Raw genomic sequence first — 17,616 nt, 5'->3', positions numbered from 1 at the left:
CGGGAGGACAGCCCTTCGATGATCAGCTATGTCAGGCGACCGAGGCGGGGAACCGTTCCCACACCCGGTGTGCGGCCATCAACTGCTGCACCGCCGTCAGCGTCTCGGCGCCCGAGCCCGCCGCCACGACGCCCGGGGTGCCGGCGACGCCGGCCTGCTCCAGCACTGTGACGCCGGCACCCCACGCGCCGATCGCCTTGGCGTGCCGCCAGCACTCCTCGACGAGCAGCAGCACGCGGGGGTCCACGGTGGCCGGTTGCGGCCTGCCCGCCTTGTCGTCGCGGGCGGGCAGGGCGTCCGGGGCGGGTGCCGGCGCTCCGGCCAGCAGGACCACGTCGAACTCGACCGACCGGCCGGTGGCGAAGGTGCGCTGCACCGGCAGGTCGCCCACCATCCCGCCGTGCGGGGCGATCAGCAGCGGCACCATGCCGGCGTCGAACACGGCCCGCCGGACCTCGTCGACGCCGTCCAGGTCGCCGTCGGGGTCGACGACGATCCCGACGGTGCGGCCGTCGCTCGGCCACTCCCGGCCGACCTGCGACAGCGCCGGGCTGGGCGTGACGTCGGCGATCGGCGCTGTCGGCTGCGGCGCGGGCAGGCCCAGGCCGGTGGCGACCTGCTCGCACAGCACCGGGTCGATGTTGGCGAGGCTCTGCAGCTGACGCTCCTTGATCGCCTGGTGGTAGCACTTGCCCAGCTCGAAGGTGTATGCCCGGATGATGTGTTCCTTCTCGACCGGCGACATGCTCAGCCAGAACAGGCGGACCTGGCTGTAGTGGTCGTCGAACGACGCCGGGTTCGCGCGTACCTTCGGTGCCTGCGCGACAGTGACCGGTAGGTCGACGAAGGCGTGCTCGGCGTCCCCGGCGGGGAACGGGTTGCCGCCGTCGAGCGAGTTCGGTCGGTACGGCGCGACGCCCGCGTGCACGGCGTGCTGGTGGAAGCCGTCGCGCAGCATGTCGTTCACGTCGGCGTGCGGGCGGTTGATCGGGATCTGCGTGAAGTTCGGCCCGCCCAGCCGGGTGAGCTGCGTGTCGAGGTACGAGAAGAGCCGGCCCTGCAACAGCGGGTCGTTCGTGACGTCGATGCCCGGGGGCAGGTGACCGAGGTGGAAGGCGACCTGTTCGGTCTCGGCGAAGAAGTTCGTCGGCGTCCGGTTGAGCACCAGCTTCCCGATCGGCTGCACCTCGGCCAACTCCTCGGGCACGATCTTCGTCGGGTCGAGCAGGTCGATGTCGGCGAAGGTCTCCTCGGGAGTGTCCGGAAAGACCTGGATGCCCAGCTCCCACTCGGGGTACGCGCCGGCCTCAATGGCGTCGTAGAGGTCGCGGCGGTGGAAGTCAGGGTCCACGCCGCCGAGCAGCTGCGCCTCCTCCCAGGTCAGCGAGTGCACGCCCAGCTTCGGCTTCCAGTGGAACTTGACCAGCACCGTCTCCCCGGCCTCGTTGACGAGGCGGAAGGTGTGCACGCCGAAGCCCTCCATCGTCCGGTACGAACGCGGAATGCCCCGGTCGGACATGTTCCAGATGGTGTGGTGCTGCGCCTCGGTATGCAGCGACACGAAGTCCCAGAAGGTGTCGTGGGCGCTCTGCGCCTGCGGGATCTCCCGGTCGGGGTGCGGCTTCGCGGCGTGGATGATGTCCGGGAACTTGATCGCGTCCTGGATGAAGAAGACCGGCATGTTGTTGCCGACCAGGTCGAAGGTGCCCTCGTCGGTGTAGAACTTCGTGGCGAAGCCACGGGTGTCGCGGACCGTGTCGGCCGAGCCCCGCGAACCGAGGACTGTGGAGAACCTGACGAAGACGTCGGTCTCGCGCCCCTTCTTGAGGAAGCCGGCCCTGGTGACCGCCTCGGCGGTGCCGTACGCGGTGAACACACCGTGCGCGCCGGCGCCCCGCGCGTGCACCACGCGCTCCGGGATGCGCTCGTGGTCGAAGTGCGTGATCTTCTCGCGTAGGTGGTGGTCCTGGAGGAGCACCGGGCCGCGCGGGCCGGCCTTGAGCGAGTGGTCGGTGTCGCGCAGCCGCGCCCCGTTCGCGGTCGTGAGGTAGGCACCCTGCTGACCGTTCGTGATCGTCGGCGCGCCGGTCTCCGCGCCGGTCGGCGTGCGCGTCTGCGGTGCACCCTGTTCCGGCTTCGGCGGCAGCGGGTCGTGCGGCGTCGTCGGCTCCTCGAGCGGCGGTGGCGCGCTCCCCGGCGCACCGGGGACCTCCGGGGTGAGGGCGTCGGCGATCTTTCCTGAAGCGGTCTTCACGGCGTTCTTGACCGCCTCGGCGGGCTTGCTGGAATCCACTGGATGAACCTCTCCATGGCGCGTGTGCGTGCCGGCGCCTGCCCTGCTACCCCTGGTCAGAGGGTCGAAACACAACTCGCCTCGCCATCCTGGGCAGGGACTGGTGATTTCGCCGATGCCGGGATCGGCGGAGCGGCCAAAACTGACACACGTCGATATCCCTCGACTTTAGGGAGTGCCCGACGTGTCCTCACCAACCACCACCCGTCCCCGTTCCGTCGCAGCCCGTGCCACCCGGCTCGCGCTGGCCGCCGTCCTGGCCGCCGGCGGCGTCGTGGCCGGATCGTCCGGCGCCGCCCAGGCCGCCGGCCCGTACGAGCGGGGCCCCGCCCCGACCACCGCGATCCTGGAAGCCAGCCGCGGCCCGTTCGCGACGTCCTCGCAGAACGTGTCCTCGCTGAGCGTCACCGGCTTCGGCGGCGGCGTCATCTACTACCCGACCAGCACCAGCGAGGGCACCTTCGGCGCCATCGCCATCTCGCCCGGTTACACCGCCGCCTGGTCCAGCATCAGCTGGCTCGGACCGCGCATCGCCTCGCACGGCTTCGTGGTGATCGGCATCGAGACCAACAGCCGGCTGGACCAGCCGGACAGCCGGGGCCGGCAGTTGCTCGCCGCGCTGGACTACCTCACCCAGCGCAGTTCGGTGCGCACCCGCATCGACAGCAGTCGACTCGCGGTGGCCGGCCACTCCATGGGTGGCGGGGGCAGCCTGGAGGCGGCCTCGTCGCGGCCGTCGTTGCAGGCCGCGGTGCCACTGGCGCCGTGGAACACGGACAAGAGCTGGTCCGAGCTGCGGGTGCCCACGCTGATCATCGGTGGCGAGAGCGACAGCGTCGCGCCCGTCTCCTCGCACTCGGTGCCCTTCTACAACAGCATCCCGGCCTCCGCCGAGAAGGCGTACCTGGAGCTGAACGGGGCGAGCCACTTCTTCCCGCAGACCACCAACACGCCGACCGCGCGGCAGATGGTGGCCTGGCTGAAGCGGTTCGTCGACGACGACACCCGCTACGAGCAGTTCCTCTGCCCGGGCCCGAGCGGTTCGCAGATCGAGGAGTACCGCAACACCTGCCCCAGCGCCTGACGGCGGTCACGGGGCGGTCGCCGCTGGCGGCCGCCCCGTCCGCGTGCGTGCGGGGAGATTGAAGGTCTTGACGCCAAACCCGAGAAACGTACACTGCGAGTGTAAATAAACACCCGCCACGACAGAGGGATGGGTGATGGAGCGCGGCCTCGAACTGCACCACATCGGCGTCCGTTTCGGAGGCCTCACCGCCCTCGACGACGTGTCCCTGCGGGTGCCACCCAACCGGGTGGTGGGCGTCATCGGGCCCAACGGCGCCGGCAAGACCACGCTGTTCAACGTGATCTGCGGCTTCGTCGCACCGGAGACGGGTTCACTCACCCTCGACGACCGGCCGCTGCGGCCACGGCCGCACCGGCTGACCCGGCTCGGCATCGCCCGGACCCTCCAGGGCACCGGGCTCTTCGCCGGGCTCAGCGTGCTGGAGAACGTGATGACCGGCGCTTCGCACACCGCCCGTGCCGGCTTCGTCCCGGCACTGCTCGGTCTGCCGGCCAGCGACCGCGACGAGCGCCGGCTCCGTGGGGACGCCCTGGCCATCCTCGACGAGCTGGGCATCGCCGAGCACGCTGCGGCCGCACCGACCACCCTGCCCTTCGCCGTACGCCAGCGGGTCGCCCTGGCCCGCGCGCTCGCCGCCCGACCCCGGCTGCTCCTGCTCGACGAGCCGGCCGGTGGCCTCGGCGCGGACGACATCGCCGAGCTGGCGGAGCTGGTCCGGGAACTGCCCCGGCGGGACACCGACCCCTGTGCGGTGCTTCTGGTCGAGCACCACATGGACCTGGTGATGGCCGTCTGCGACGAGCTCGTGGTGCTCGACTTCGGCCGGGTCATCGCCGCCGGCACGCCGGACGAGATCCGCGACGACCCCGCGGTCACCGACGCGTACCTCGGTGCCACCGTCGAGGAAGAGGTATCACCGTGAGCGTGAGGAGTGAGCCGGGTTTGCGAGCCCCGCAGTCGCGAACGAAGGGCGGTGCGGTGTGACCTCGACCGACCTGCTCGTCGTGCGGGGACTGGTGGCCGGTTACGGCGCCGCGCCCGTGCTGCGGGCCATCGACCTCACCGTCCCGGCCGGCACCATCGCCGCGGTCGTCGGCGCCAACGGCGCCGGCAAGACCACTCTCCTGCGCGCGCTCTCCGGCATGATCCGCCCGGCCTCCGGCCAGGTCCTGCTGGCCGGGGAGGACCTTCGCGGTACGCCGGTGGAGCAACTCGTCCGACGCGGCATGGCGCACGTCCCGGAGGGCCGGGGCGTGATCAGCGAGCTGACCGTCGACGAGAACCTGCGGCTGGGCGGGTTGTGGCGGCGCGACCGGGCCGACGCGGCGCGGGCCCTCGACGAGGTCTACCAGCTCTTCGAGCCGCTGGCCCGACGCCGCCGGCACCTCGGTCACCAGCTCTCCGGCGGTGAGCGGCAGATGCTCGCACTCGGTCGGGCCCTGGTCGGCCGACCCCGTCTGCTGCTGCTGGACGAGCCGTCGCTCGGCCTGGCACCACGGGTGGTCGCCCGGACCATGGCCCTGCTCCGCCAACTGCGTGACCGCACCGGCCTGACCGTCCTGCTGGTCGAGCAGAACGTGCGTAGCGCGCTCGCCGTCGCCGACCAGGGCGTCGTGATGTCTCTCGGTCGGGTGGTGATCGCCGCCCCGGCGGTGCAGCTGCGCGACGACGTCGACCTGCGCCACGCGTACCTCGGTTTCTGACCACCACCACCTCGTCCCCCGGAGGGAGGACTGTTGGACCGCTTCGTCTTCCTCACCGTCGACGGCCTGTCCCGGGGCGCCGTGTACGCCGCGTTCGCGCTGGCCCTGGTGCTCATCTGGCGGGCGGCGCGGGTCGTCAACTTCGCCCAGGGGGCGATGGCCGTCGCCGCCGCGTACGTCGCCTACACCGTCAGCACCGCGACCGGTTCCTACTGGCTGGGCTTCGTTGTCGCGATCGTCGCCGGCCTGCTGCTCGGTGCGCTGGTGGACCGGGTGGTGATGCGGCACGTCGATCATGCCTCACCGCTCAACCCGGTGATCGTCGCGCTCGGGCTGGTGCTGCTGATCCAGGCCGTGCTCGGCATGGTGTACGGCAGTGAGTTCCGCCCCGCCGAGGCCCCGTTCAGCCGGTCCGCCCTCACCGTGGGCGGGGTTGCCGTGCTGTCCCCGTACGACCTGTTCGTCTTCGCCACGATCGGCGTGGTGGTCAGCGGCCTGGCCTGGATGTTCGCCCGTACCCCGGTGGGGTTGCGGATGCGCGCGGCGGCCTTCGCTCCGGAGGTCTCCCGGCTGCTCGGGGTCAACGTCGGCGGGATGCTGACCCTCGGCTGGGCGCTCGCCTCCGGGGTGGGCGCGCTGGCCGCCATGCTGGTCCTGCCGACCGAGCTGGGCCTGCACCCGCACGCGATGGACCTGGTGTTCGTCTCGGCGTTCACCGCGGCGGTGGTCGGCGGGCTGGACAGTCCACCGGGGGCGGTGGTCGGTGGTCTGGTGGTGGGGCTGCTGCTCTCCTACGTGAGCGGCTACGCCGGTAGCGACCTCACCCCGCTCGCGGTGCTGGTCCTGCTGCTGGCGGTGCTGCTGGTCCGGCCCGGTGGGCTGTTCGCCCCGGTCGCTGCGAGGCGGGTGTGAGCGCCACGAGGGCGGCGGTGCCGCCGAAACAGCAGCTCGACGACCCGGGCAGCCGACCTGTCGACCGGCGACGCGGCTCCACACTGCTGCGCCACCTCGCTGTGGTGCTGGCCGCCGGGATGCTGCTGGTGGCGGTCAGCTACGCCGTCGAGCCGTTCCGCAACTTCCAACTCGCCACAGTGGCCGCCTACCTCTGCGCGACCGCCGGGCTGACCGTCCTCACCGGGCTCAACGGTCAACTGTCGCTCGGTCACGGCGCGCTGATGGCCACCGGGGCGTACACGGTGGCGCTGTGCCAGACCGCGTTCGCCGACCGGGGGATGACCGGCGGCTGGCTGTTGCCGCTGTCGCTGGGTGCGGCGATCGTCAGCACGGTCGCGGTCGGCGCGGTGGTCGGTGTGGCTGCGGCCCGGCTGCGCGGCCCCTATCTGGCCGGGGTCACCCTCGCGGTGGCGGTGGTGGTGCCGGCGCTGGCGGTCACCTTCGACGGTGTGTTCAACGGCGAGCAGGGGTTGTCGGTGCCGGTGGAGCCGCCGCCGCTGTCGCTCGGCCCGTACTTCCCGTACGAGCGGTGGCAGCTCTGGGTCACCGGCGCGGCCACCCTGCTCGCGTTGCTGCTGTTGGCGAACCTGATCCGCAGCCGGTACGGGCGCACCTTCCGAGCGGTCCGCGACGACGAGGTGGCGGCCCGCCTCGCCGGCATCCACGTGGCCCGCACCCAGGTCCTCGCGTTCGTGGTCAGCGCGGCCACCGCCGGGCTCGGCGGCGCGCTGCTGGCGGTGCTCGCGCAGAGCGTCTCACCCGGGGCGTTCTCGCTGACCCTGTCGCTGTTCCTGCTGATGGCCGTGGTGATCGGTGGCCTGGGTCGACTGACCGGCGCGTTGTGGGGGGCCGTCCTGCTGGTCGCCCTGCCCGACCTGACCCACTCGGTGACCGAGATGCTCACGCTCTCGCCCGCGGTGGCGCAGCGGCTGGAGGGCAACCTCCCCTTGGCGATCTTCGGACTCACCCTGATCGTCGTCATGATCGCCGCCCCCGGCGGTGTGCAGGGTCTGCTGTCGCGTCTCGGCCGGGCGTTGCTGGCCAGGCGGCCGACCCGGCGTTCCTGAGCTGTCCTCGGTCCGGCCTCGGCCGGGCGCCCCACCACCACACCGTTCCCACAGACAACCGGACCGAGAAAGGTCGGTGTTTCCCATGCACCGTAAAGCGCATCGCGGCCTCGCGATCGCCAGCACCCTTGCCCTGCTCATCACCGCAGCCGGCTGTAGCGGCGACGACGGCCCCGGCTCCGGCGGGGCGTCGGTGCCGGGCGTCACCGACACCGAGATCGTCGTCGGCACCCACATGCCGCTGACCGGGCCGGCCTCGGCCGGCTACTCGAAGATCGCCCCGGCGACGAAGGCGTACTTCGACTACGTCAACGCCAGCGGCGGAGTGCACGGCCGCAAGATCACCTACAAGATCATGGACGACGGCTACAACCCGGCGAACACCCAGCAGGTGGTCCGTCAGCTCGTCCTCCAGGACAAGGTCTTCGCGATCCTCAACGGTCTGGGCACGCCGACGCACACCGGCGTGCTCGACTTCCTCAAGAGCAACCGGGTGCCCGACCTCTTCGTCGCCTCCGGCAGCCGCAGCTGGGACCAACCGGACAAGTATCCGGGCACGTTCGGGTTCAACCCGGACTACACGGTCGAGGGCAAGATCCTCGCCAACTACGCGAAGGCGAACCTGGCCGGGCAGAAGGTCTGCTTCCTCGGCCAGGACGACGACTTCGGCCGGGACAGCCTGGCCGGCGTGGAGAAGATCCTCGGCCCCGCAGCCGTGGCGGTCAAGCAGACGTACGTCACCAGCAACACCAACGTGGCGCCGCAGATCGGCGCGTTCAAGGCGGCCGGTTGCCAGGTCGTCGTGCTCGCCACGGTGCCCGGCTTCACCGCGCTCTCCGTCGGCACGGCGGCACGGCTGGGCTTCAAGCCGCAGTGGCTGGTCTCCAACGTCGGCGCCGACCACCCGACCCTGGCCAAGCAGCTCGGCGCCGCCGCGCCGCTGCTGGAGGGCATGGTCGGCACCAACTACCTGCCGATGCAGAACGACGCCGCGAACCCGTGGATCCAGCTCTTCACGAAGGTCAACAAGGAGCACAACGGGGACGCGCCGTTCGACGGCAACACCGTCTACGGCATGTCGGTCGGCTACCTCTTCGTGCAGACGCTGCTCGCCGCCGGCAAGGACCTCACCCGGGAGAAGGTGCTCCAGGCCGTGCAGAAGGGCGGATTCCAGGGCCCCGGGCTGGTGCCGTTGCGCTTCTCCGCCACTGATCACTCCGGGTACGGCGGCCAGCGGTTGAGCCGGGTGAGCGGGGGAGTGCAGACCTACTTCGGGCCGGCGTACGAGACGGACGAGGCGGACGGGTCGGTGAACGAGTACGCAGCGACCCCGGCCGCCCCGCCGGCGAACGGGGTGCCGACCGTCTCCTAGGCCCTGTCCCCGACGTCCGACCGGGCGTGGTCCCCCTGACCACGCCCGGTCGGACTGCTGCGCGCGTGCTGCCCGAGCGGCTCGCCGACCGATTGTCGGAGGCGTTGACCGATACCGATCGACGCTCCTACTATCTGCACCGTGAATGCATATTCGGGCCGACTGGCGGGCCGGGTCGCCATCGTCACCGGCGCCAGTCGGGGGATCGGTCTGGCCATCGCCCAACGCCTCGTGGCCGAAGGCGCGCGGGTGGGTCTGACCGCCCGCCGCCCGGAGGGGCTGGCCGATGCGGTCGCCGCCCTCGGCGGTCCGGCACACGCCCTGGCGGTGCCGGGCCGGGCCGACGATCCCGAGCACCGGGCCGCCGCGGTGCGCCAGGTGGGCGCGGCGTTCGGGCCGGTGGACCTGCTGGTGAACAACACCGGCATCAACCCGGTGCACGGCCCGCTGGTCGAGCTCGACCTGGCCGCCGCCCGCAAGATCCTCGATGTGAACGTGGTCGCCGCGCTGGGCTGGGTGCAGGAGGTCTGCGCCGCCGGCATGACCGAGCGCGGCGGCTGCGTCGTCAACGTCTCGTCGATCGCCGGGTTCGGCCCGTCGCCCGGCATCGCCTGCTACGGGGTCAGCAAGGCCGCGCTCAACCACCTCACCGCCAGCCTCGCCGTGGAGCTGGGGCCGACGGTCCGGGTCAACGCGGTCGCTCCCGGCGTGGTGAAGACCCGCTTCGCCGCCGCCCTGTACGACGGGCGTGAGGCCGAGGTCGCCGCGCGGTACCCGCTCGGGCGCCTCGGTCTGCCGTCGGACGTGGCGGGCGCTGTCGCCTTCCTGGCCTCCGACGACGCCAGTTGGATCACCGGGCAGAGCATCGTCTGCGACGGCGGCGTCTCGCTGACCGGCCGGGCCGGATGACGACGTCGGCGGAGCGTCCGGAGCCGCTGATCAACGGCTGTCTAGACTCGGCGGTGCGTCGGGGGACGCCGTGGCGGTGAGGGGGCGGGGGCGGATGGACGGGGTCGATGTGGCGGGCCGGGTCGACGGGCGCACCGCCCGCGCCGAGCGGACCCGCGCGGCCATCGTCGAGGCGCACCTCGCGCTCATCTCCGAGGGCGACCTGCGCCCGACCGGGGAACGCATCGCCGAACGGGCCGGCATCTCGCTGCGCACCCTCTGGACCAACTTCAAGGACATGGAGACGCTCTTCGAGGCCAGCGGCGCGGAGGTGCTCCGCCAGCAGGACGCCGCCTACCGGCCGATCTCGCCCGGGCTGCCGATGGCGAAGCGGGTCGACGCGTACTGCCGGCAGCGGGCTCGGCTGCTCCAGCTCATCGCGCCGTCGGCGCGGGCCGCCCAGATGCGTGAGCCGGTCTCCGAACAGCTGCACCGCAACCGTCTCAAGCACATCGAACGGGTCCGCGACGAGGTCGAGGCGCTCTTCGCCGTCGAGCTGGCCGAGGCCGGGCCGGGGCGGGAGCAGCTGCTCAACGCCCTGGTGGCGACGAGCACCTGGCAGGCCTGGTCGATGTTGCGCTACGGGCTCGGTCTGGGCGTGGACCAGGCCCGCGCGGTGATGGCCCGGACCGTGGGCGCCCTGCTGGCCGAGGTCGCGCCCGACTGATTCCGGCCCAGCCCGATATCGCCCCCTCTTTCCATTCGGTTTCCGATGGGTAACACTGGCAGGCATGGTTACTGCATCAAGAGTGCAATTAACCGTGCTGCGTGGCCGGGACGACGAGTGCCGGGCTGTCCGGAGCCTGCTCGACGGCATGACCAACGCCGGCGGTGCCCTGTTGTTGCGCGGAGAGCCCGGATCGGGCCGGACGGCGCTGGTCGGCTACGCCCATCGGCACGCCGAGGGCTGCACAGTCCTCGCCGGCAGTGGGCTCGCCGAAGAGGCCGCCCTGCCGTACGCCGGCCTGCAACGACTGGTCGACCCGGTGCTCGACCGGGCCGCCGCGCTCCCCAGCGAGCAGCGCCAACTGCTGCGCCGCGCACTGGCCGGGGAGAGCTGCCCGGCCGACCGGCAACTGACCCTGTCGATGGCGGTGCTCGGGCTGCTCGCCGCCGCCGCCCGGGACCGGCCGTTGCTCGCCACCATGGACGACATCGACCGAGGTGACCCGCAGACCGCGCAGGTGCTGGCATTCGTGGCCCGCCGACTGCGGCACCTGCCGCTCGCCGTCCTGCTCACCGCGGACGTCACCGCCAACCTCGACGGGATACCGGCGCACCGACTGCGCGCGCTCACCGAGCACGAGAGCAGCGCCGTCCTCACCGACCGGCTCGATCGGCTGACCGAGCGCGAGGGCGACGACCGGCTCCCCGACCGGGCCGCCGCGTCGGCCCTGACCGCGTTGGCCGCGATCGGCGGCGGCAACCCGCAGGCCCTGGTGGACCTCGCCGAGGTGCTCACCGCAGGGCAGTGGCGGGGCGAGGAGTCGCTGCCCGCCGCACCGCCGGCGGACGGAGCACTGGGTCGCGCCTACCGGGCCCGACTGGACCGGCTGCCCCCGGAGACCCGACGGGTGCTGCTGCTCGCGGCACTCGACGAGGACGGCGAGCCGGGCACGCTGATCCGGGCCGCGGCGGCCGCCGGCGCCGAGGTCGAGGCGCTCGCCCCGGCGGAGGTCGCCGGCCTGGTCCGCGTCGAGCAACGCGGCGTCACCTTCCCGCAGCCGCTGGTGCGCACGATGATCGCGGCCAGCGCGCCGCTCGCGGAGCGCCGGGCGGCGCACCGACTGCTCGCCGAGGTGCTGGTCGCGGACGGGCAGCGCCTGCGCCGGGCGATGCACCTCGCCGCCGCGACGGCGGGTGCCGATCCGGCCCTCGCCGCCGAGCTGGAACAGGCGGCGGTGGGCGCATCCGACGGCTGGGCCGCCGCCTCGGCGGCCCTACGGTGGGCCGCCGAGCTGAGCGACCATCCGAGGCTGACCGCCATCCGTCTGCTGACCGCGGCCCGGTACGCCTGGGCCGGGGGACAACCCGACGAGGCCCGGCTGCTGCTCGACCGCCTCCGCGCGTTCTGCGTGGACCCGGTCGTCCGGGGCCGCGCCGACCTGCTCCGCGGTGAGTTGGAGCTGCGCTGCGGCACCGCGTCGACCGCGTCGGCCACGCTGCTGGCCTCCGCCGCGGCGGTGGACGGCACCGACCGCGCCCTGGCGTTGACCGGGCTGGTGCGGGCCGGCGAGGCGGTCTGCTTCACCGGCGACCAGTACCGGTACGCCGAGGTCGGCCGCCGGGCGCTGGCGTTGCGGCGCCCGAACGACCCGCCGGCCCTGGAGGTCATGGACTGTCTGATCGCCGGGGTGGCGGCGACACTGCGAGGCGACCACGAGCGCGCCGGGCCTGCGCTGCGCCGCGCCGTGGTGCTCGGCGGCCGGCTGACCGGTTGGGCGTTGACCCCCACCGCGCTCAGTTGCGCCGCGGCGGCCGGATTGCTGGTGGCCGTGGACGGCGCGGCCCACCGGCTCGCCGAACGCGCCGTCGAGCTGGCCCGGGAACGGGGCGAGCTGTCGATGCTGTCGCGGGCGTTGGAACTGCGGGCGGTCGCCGAGTACTGGCTGGGTCGACACGAGGCGGCGGCGGAGACCTCCCGGGACGGGCTGCGCGTCGCCAGGGCCACCGGGCAGGTCAACTGCGCCAATGTCCATCTGGGCATGCTCGCCGTCCTCGCCGCGATCCGAGCCGACCGGGACACCAGCCTGCGGCGGATCCGCGAGATCGGCGAGTCGCCGACGCCGGGCAGCCGGCCGCACGCGCTCGCCGCGTGGGCTCTGGCGGTGCTCGATCTGGTCGACGGCCGGCACGCCGAGGCCGCGGACCGGCTGGCCTCGCTGGCCCGGATCGGCACGCGTCGAGGTCAGGTCCTCGTGCAGGTGATGGCCACCCCGTACCTGGTGGAGGCGGCGGCGCACCTGGCGCACCGGCCGGCGGCGACGGCCGCGCTCGCCGCGTTCGACAGGTGGGCCAGCAGCACCGCGAGCCCACTGCGCCGGGCCCTTTCCGCGCGGTGCCACGCACTACTCGCCCCTCGCGGCGGCGCCGAGGCGGTACGGGACTTCCAGACGGCGCTGCGCCTGCACCCGACGGAGGCCGGCACGTTCGAGCGGGCCCGCACCGAACTGCTCTTCGGCCAGGAGTTGCGCCGCAGTCGACGCCCTCGCGACGCGCGGACGCACCTGCACCAGGCCCGCGAGATGTTCAGCCTGCTCGGGGTCGAGTGCTGGGCCGAGCAGGCCACCACGGAGCTGCGGGCGGCCGGGGAGTCGATCGGTCCGCCGGACCTGCCCGCGGCGCGGTTGTTGACCGGCCAGCAACTGCGGATCGCCGAGCTGGTCGCCGAGGGCGCCACCAACCGGGAGATCGCCGCCCGGATGTTCCTCTCCACCCGCACTGTCGATCACCATCTGCGCAACGTGTTCCACCGGCTGGGCATCCGTTCGCGGACGGAGCTGGCCCGCGCGTTCACCGCCGAACGGCACGTCGGCCTGGCCTCGGACCGGTGAGCCTCCGGTCTGGACGCGTTTAACTATCACCGCTAGTTTGAGCGTCATGGACCTCACCCTCTCCGCCGAGCAGGCGGCGGTCCGCCAGCTGGCCGCCGAGTTCGCCGACCGCGAGCTGCTACCGCACGCCGCCGCCTGGGATCGCCGCGAATCGGTCGACCCCGCCATCGTCGGCATGCTCGGTGACCTGGGCTTCCTGGGGCTGACCATCGCCGAGGCCGACGGCGGCTCCGGCGGCGACCACCTCGCGTACTGCCTGGTCCTGGAGGAGCTGGGCCGGGGCGACTCGGCGGTGCGCGGCATCGTCTCGGTCTCCCTCGGCCTGGTCGCGAAGTCCATCGCCGCACACGGGAGCGCGGAACAGCGGGCCGAGTGGCTACCGAGGCTCTGCGCCGGCAGCGCACTCGGCTGCTTCGCGCTGACCGAGCCGGACAGCGGCTCGGACGCCGCCGCACTACGCACCCGTGCGGTCCGCGACGGCACCGACTGGCTGCTCACCGGCACGAAGACGTTCATCACCAACGGCACCACCGCAGACGTCGCGCTGGTCTTCGCCCGCACCGGCGGCCCCGGGCACCGAGGAATCAGCGCGTTCCTGGTGCCCAACGACAGCCCGGGGCTGACCCGGCAGGAAATCCACGGCAAGCTCGGCCTGCGCGGTCAGGCCACCGGCGAGCTGGGCTTCGACGAGGTGCGCGTCCCCGACGCGGCCCGCCTCGGCGCCGAGGGCGCCGGATTCCGGCTGGCCCTGGCAACCCTCGCCAAGGGCCGGATGTCGGTGGCCGCCGGGTGTGTCGGCATCGCTCAGGGCTGTCTCGACGCGGCGGTCGGTTACGCCGGGCAGCGCACCCAGTTCGGCAAGCCGATCGCCGGGCACCAGCTCGTCCAACAACTGCTCGCCGCCATCGCTGTGGACACCGCCGCCGCCCGGCTGCTGGTGTGGCAGGTGGCCGATCTGATCGACCGCGACCAGCAGTTCGCCACCGAGGCGTCGATGGCCAAGCTCTTCGCCAGTGAGGCCGCCGTCCGCGCGGCAAACAACGCGGTCCAGGTGTTCGGCGGGTACGGCTACATCGACGAGTATCCGGTCGGCAAGTATCTACGCGATGCCCGGGTGGCCACGCTCTACGAGGGCACCAGTCAGATTCAGCAACTGCTCATCGGCCGCGCGCTCACCGGCGTCAACGCCTTCTAGCTGTAGGGAGATCCGGGATGAGAGTCTTCACCTCGTTCGAGGAGTTGTCCGCCGCGACCGGTGAGAGCCTCGGGCCCGGTCCGTGGCAGCGCATCGAGCAGAGCCGCGTCGACCTGTTCGCCGACGCCACCGACGACCATCAGTGGATCCATCTCGACCCGGTCCGAGCCGCGGCGGGCCCGTTCGGCGGGACGATCGCCCACGGTTACCTCACCCTGTCGCTGTTGCCGGCGTTGGCGAGCGGGCTGTACCGGGTCGAGGGGGTGGCGATGGGCGTCAACTACGGGCTGAACCGGGTGCGTTTCCCCGCGCCGCTGCGGGTCGGCGCCGCCGTACGCGCCACCGCCACCATCGCCGACGTCTCGCCGGTCAGCGGCGGTGTGCAGCTGGTCGTGACGGTCACCGTGGAGAGCGACAGCGGTGGCAAGCCCGTCTGCGTGGCCGAGACCGTGAGCAGGCTCTACCGCGCCGTGGAGCAGTGACCACGCAGCGCTATGCATCAGCGTCCGACGATGCCGCAGGAGTGGCCCGTTCAGGCCCGCGCTGGATGGAGCATCGTGCCCAGCCAGCGCAGCTGACGCTTGACGTGGACGGCCTCGCCGCCCTCGTGGCCGTTGAACGGGTAGACGTGCATCTCCCGCTCGGGTGGGACCGGCCGCCCGTTCGCGGCGCCGTAGTGGTTGTAGGCGGCGAAGGCGGTGCGCGGTGGGCAGACGGTGTCACGCCGGCCGACCCCGAAGTGCGCTGGCGCTGTCGCCCGACGCGCGAAGCTCACTCCGTCGACATAGGACAGAGTGCGCCACACCGCCTCCTCGGCCTCCCGGTGCACCGCCAGGTACCGGGCGATCTCGCCGTACGGCGCGAGGTCGGTGAGCGCGACGGCCCGGCGCATGTCGCACAGGAACGGTGCGGTGGTCAGCACCGCGCTGAGGTCGTCGACGAGACCGGCGACCGCCAGGGCGACGCCGCCACCCTGGCTGTTACCGGCCACTGTGACCCGGTGACCCTCTACCCCCGGCAGCGAGCGGACCGCCTCGACCGCCCGCACCGCGTCGGTGATCAGACGGCGGTAGTGGTAGGTGCGCGGATCGAGGATCCCCCAGGTGGCCGGCCAGGGCCCGCCGGGCGCGCCGTGCGGGTCGGGGGTGTCCCCGGCGCCGTGCTGCCCCGCCTGGCCCCGGTTGTCCATCAGCAGGTGCGCGTAGCCGGCCACCGCCCAGGTCGGCCGTTCGTGGGGCAGGCCCCGACCGCGACCGTAGCCGGCGTACTCGACCACGGCCGGCAGCGGCTTCCGAACCCCCGCCGGGCGGGTGTACCAGGCGCGGACCGGGTCACCGTCGAAGCCGGCGAACGTGACGTCCCACGAGTCGAGCAGCCGCAGGTCGGTGGGTTCGGGACGGACGTCGACGAGCACCGGCACGGCGGCCGCCTCGGCGAGCGTGTCCCGCCAGAACTCGTCGAAGTCGTCGGGTTCGGCGACCTCTGGCGCGTACCGCTGAAGGTCGTCGAAGGTGAGGGCGGAGTGGGGCACGGGTCCTCGCAGGGGCCGGGGGTCAGTGCGGAAGGGCGGGGGGCGCGGTGCTCTCCCGGACGACCAGCTCGGTCACCAGGTCTATCCGGCTGGTCGCCGGCTCGTTTCCCCTGGTCAGGTCGAGCAACATCTGGGTGGCGATGCCGGCCATGTCGCGCAGCGGCTGGTTGATCGTGGTGAGGGCCGGGTCGGTCCAGGCGGAGACCGGCAGGTTGTCGTACCCGATCACCGAGAGGTCCTCCGGCACGCGCAGGCCGCACTGACGGGCGGCCCGGAGCACCCCCATGGCCTGGATGTCCGACCCGGCGAAGATCGCCGTGGGTCGGTCCGGCCGCTGGAGCAGTTGCAGCCCGTGGCCGTGCCCCGCTCCGGCGGAGAAACTGCCATAGCGAGGTTCGGGCCCGCCGCTTCAAGCGGTTCGTCCAGTCCGTGTCCTACCTGCCGCACTTCCTGTCGATCGTGATCGTGGCGGCGATGGTCATGCAGTTCACCTCGATCGACGGCACCGCCAACCAGCTCGTCAACCTGTTCGGTGGCGACCCGGTGGCGTTCCTGCAGAAACCGGAGTGGTTCCGCACCATCTACGTCTCGTCCGAGGTCTGGCAGACCGTCGGGTGGGGCACGATCCTCTATCTCGCCGCCCTCACCACCGTCGACGAGGACCTGTACGAGGCCGCCCGGATCGACGGCGCCGGCCGGCTGCGGCAGACCTGGCACGTCACGTTGCCCGGCATCCGTCCGACGATGGTGACCCTGCTGATCCTCAACATCGGCAGCTTCCTGGCGGTCGGGTTCGAGAAGATCCTGCTGCTCTACAACCCGTTGACCTACCCGACTGCCGACGTGGTCTCCACCTATCTGTTCCGGATGGGCTTCCAGTCGAGCAACTTCAGCTACGCGGCCGCCATCGGTCTCTTCGAGGCGGTGATCGGGCTGATCCTCGTCCTGTCGGCGAACGTCATCTCCCGTCGCACTGTGGGGACGAGCCTGTGGTGACCCTCGGCACGAAGATCGACGCCCCGAAGACGCGCGGGCCGGTGGACAGCCGGGGTTACCGGATCTTCCGGGTGGTCAACACCGTCGTCCTGCTCGGCGTCGTGGTCGTGACGCTGTACCCGTTCCTCAACATCGTGGCCCGCTCGCTCAGCGAAGAGGCGTACATCATCGCCGGCGAGGTGACCATCGTCCCGCGTGGGTTCGACCTGACCGCGTACAAGCTGCTGATGTCGGACGCGATGTTCTGGACGAACTACCGCAACACTGTGGTGTACACGGTGGTCGCCACGCTCATCTCGATCGTGCTGACCACCTGTTACGCGTACGTGCTGTCGAAGCCGCAGCTCAAGGGGCGCCCCTTCCTCATCGGTGTCGCGCTGTTCACCATGTTCTTCTCCGGTGGCCTGATCCCCAACTACGTGCTGGTCACCAGCCTGGGCATGAAGAACACCATCTGGGCCGTGGTGATCCCCAATGCCATCAGCGTGTTCAACCTGCTGGTCATGAAGGCCTTCTTCGAGAGTCTTCCGAGCGAGTTGGAGGAGGCCGCGGCCGTCGACGGGCTCAACACGTACGGCACCCTGCTGCGGATCGTGCTGCCACTGTCGAAGGCGATCATCGCGACGATGGTGCTCTTCTACGCGGTCTCCTTCTGGAACTCGTGGTTCACCGCGTTCCTCTACCTCGACCGGCAGGATCTGCTGCCGGTCACCGTGTACCTCCGCAACCTCATCGCGGGCGCCACGAGCGCCGAGTCGGCCGCGGCCGACGCCGACAAGGTCCAGGCCGCAGCCACCCTCCAGGCCGTGACGATCGTGCTCACCACCCTGCCGATCCTGGCGATCTACCCCTTCGTTCAGCGGTACTTCGTCCGCGGCGTGATGCTCGGCGCGGTCAAGGGATGACGCCGGCGCCG

Annotated in this window: 15 protein-coding genes and 1 pseudogene; 13 read left to right on the top strand and 3 right to left on the bottom strand. The window is 71.9% G+C overall.

The genetic code is table 11. The features are described 5' to 3' along the window. Positions 1 to 31: 31 nt before the first annotated feature. Positions 32 to 2,293, bottom strand: coding sequence for a catalase (locus ABZS40_RS10365; protein ID WP_354943026.1), 2,262 nt, complete (start codon positions 2,291 to 2,293; stop codon positions 32 to 34). A 184-nt stretch (positions 2,294 to 2,477) separates the two neighbouring features. Here ABZS40_RS10365 and ABZS40_RS10360 point away from each other — a divergent pair, with 184 nt between their 5' ends. The 11 genes from ABZS40_RS10360 to ABZS40_RS10310 all read left to right on the top strand — a co-directional run bounded on the left by ABZS40_RS10360 (position 2,478) and on the right by ABZS40_RS10310 (position 14,655). Beyond that, a complete protein-coding gene (locus ABZS40_RS10360) occupies positions 2,478 to 3,377 on the top strand; it encodes an alpha/beta hydrolase (RefSeq protein ID WP_354943025.1) in 900 nt (299 codons plus the stop codon). Between the two features lie 136 nt (positions 3,378 to 3,513). Then, positions 3,514 to 4,302 carry an ATP-binding cassette domain-containing protein gene (locus tag ABZS40_RS10355; protein ID WP_354943024.1) on the top strand — a complete coding sequence of 263 codons (789 nt, stop codon included), beginning with the start codon at positions 3,514 to 3,516 and terminating at the stop codon, positions 4,300 to 4,302. Between the two features lie 58 nt (positions 4,303 to 4,360). Next, on the top strand, positions 4,361 to 5,083 hold the full coding sequence (locus ABZS40_RS10350) for an ABC transporter ATP-binding protein (protein ID WP_354943023.1): 723 nt from the start codon (positions 4,361 to 4,363) through the stop codon (positions 5,081 to 5,083). Positions 5,084 to 5,116: 33 nt separating this feature from the next. Continuing rightward, positions 5,117 to 5,995 carry a branched-chain amino acid ABC transporter permease gene (locus tag ABZS40_RS10345; protein WP_091399163.1) on the top strand — a complete coding sequence of 293 codons (879 nt, stop codon included), beginning with the start codon at positions 5,117 to 5,119 and terminating at the stop codon, positions 5,993 to 5,995. After that, positions 5,992 to 7,104 carry a branched-chain amino acid ABC transporter permease gene (locus ABZS40_RS10340; RefSeq protein WP_354943022.1) on the top strand — a complete coding sequence of 371 codons (1,113 nt, stop codon included), beginning with the start codon at positions 5,992 to 5,994 and terminating at the stop codon, positions 7,102 to 7,104. Before ABZS40_RS10345 ends, ABZS40_RS10340 begins: the two co-directional genes overlap by 4 nt. Before the next feature lie 85 nt (positions 7,105 to 7,189). After that, on the top strand, positions 7,190 to 8,476 hold the full coding sequence (locus ABZS40_RS10335; protein ID WP_354943021.1) for an ABC transporter substrate-binding protein: 1,287 nt from the start codon (positions 7,190 to 7,192) through the stop codon (positions 8,474 to 8,476). A gap of 141 nt (positions 8,477 to 8,617) precedes the next feature. Further along, positions 8,618 to 9,385: an SDR family oxidoreductase gene (locus ABZS40_RS10330; RefSeq protein WP_354943020.1), complete on the top strand. Its 768-nt coding sequence runs from the start codon at positions 8,618 to 8,620 to the stop codon at positions 9,383 to 9,385. 94 nt (positions 9,386 to 9,479) lie between these two features. Then, positions 9,480 to 10,091, top strand: a complete 612-nt coding sequence (locus tag ABZS40_RS10325) for a TetR/AcrR family transcriptional regulator (protein ID WP_354943019.1) — start codon at positions 9,480 to 9,482, stop codon at positions 10,089 to 10,091. Positions 10,092 to 10,173: 82 nt separating this feature from the next. After that, positions 10,174 to 12,978, top strand: a complete 2,805-nt coding sequence (locus ABZS40_RS10320) for an AAA family ATPase (protein ID WP_354943018.1) — start codon at positions 10,174 to 10,176, stop codon at positions 12,976 to 12,978. Positions 12,979 to 13,024: 46 nt separating this feature from the next. Beyond that, entirely contained in the window at positions 13,025 to 14,173 is a 1,149-nt protein-coding gene (locus tag ABZS40_RS10315) for an acyl-CoA dehydrogenase family protein (RefSeq protein ID WP_354943017.1), read from the top strand. A gap of 17 nt (positions 14,174 to 14,190) precedes the next feature. Further along, positions 14,191 to 14,655, top strand: coding sequence for a MaoC family dehydratase (locus ABZS40_RS10310; RefSeq protein ID WP_354943016.1), 465 nt, complete (start codon positions 14,191 to 14,193; stop codon positions 14,653 to 14,655). A 50-nt stretch (positions 14,656 to 14,705) separates the two neighbouring features. On the opposite strand, the gene ABZS40_RS10305 is transcribed toward ABZS40_RS10310, so the two are convergent. Next, positions 14,706 to 15,704: an acetylxylan esterase gene (locus tag ABZS40_RS10305; protein WP_354943015.1), complete on the bottom strand. Its 999-nt coding sequence runs from the start codon at positions 15,702 to 15,704 to the stop codon at positions 14,706 to 14,708. A gap of 22 nt (positions 15,705 to 15,726) precedes the next feature. Then, positions 15,727 to 16,047, bottom strand: coding sequence for a substrate-binding domain-containing protein (locus ABZS40_RS10300; protein ID WP_354943052.1), 321 nt, complete (start codon positions 16,045 to 16,047; stop codon positions 15,727 to 15,729). Between the two features lie 68 nt (positions 16,048 to 16,115). Here ABZS40_RS10300 and ABZS40_RS10295 point away from each other — a divergent pair. Both ABZS40_RS10295 and ABZS40_RS10290 read left to right on the top strand, forming a co-directional pair. Beyond that, a pseudogene (locus ABZS40_RS10295) lies at positions 16,116 to 16,700 on the top strand (ABC transporter permease subunit); the annotation flags it as partial. Next, positions 16,697 to 17,605: a carbohydrate ABC transporter permease gene (locus ABZS40_RS10290; protein WP_354943014.1), complete on the top strand. Its 909-nt coding sequence runs from the start codon at positions 16,697 to 16,699 to the stop codon at positions 17,603 to 17,605. The pseudogene ABZS40_RS10295 and the gene ABZS40_RS10290, both read left to right, overlap by 4 nt. Positions 17,606 to 17,616: the final 11 nt, after the last annotated feature.

This window comes from Micromonospora sp. NPDC005324, assembly GCF_040607155.1.
Lineage (GTDB): Bacteria > Actinomycetota > Actinomycetes > Mycobacteriales > Micromonosporaceae > Micromonospora > Micromonospora trifolii.
This window is presented reverse-complemented; position numbering and strand designations above follow the sequence as displayed.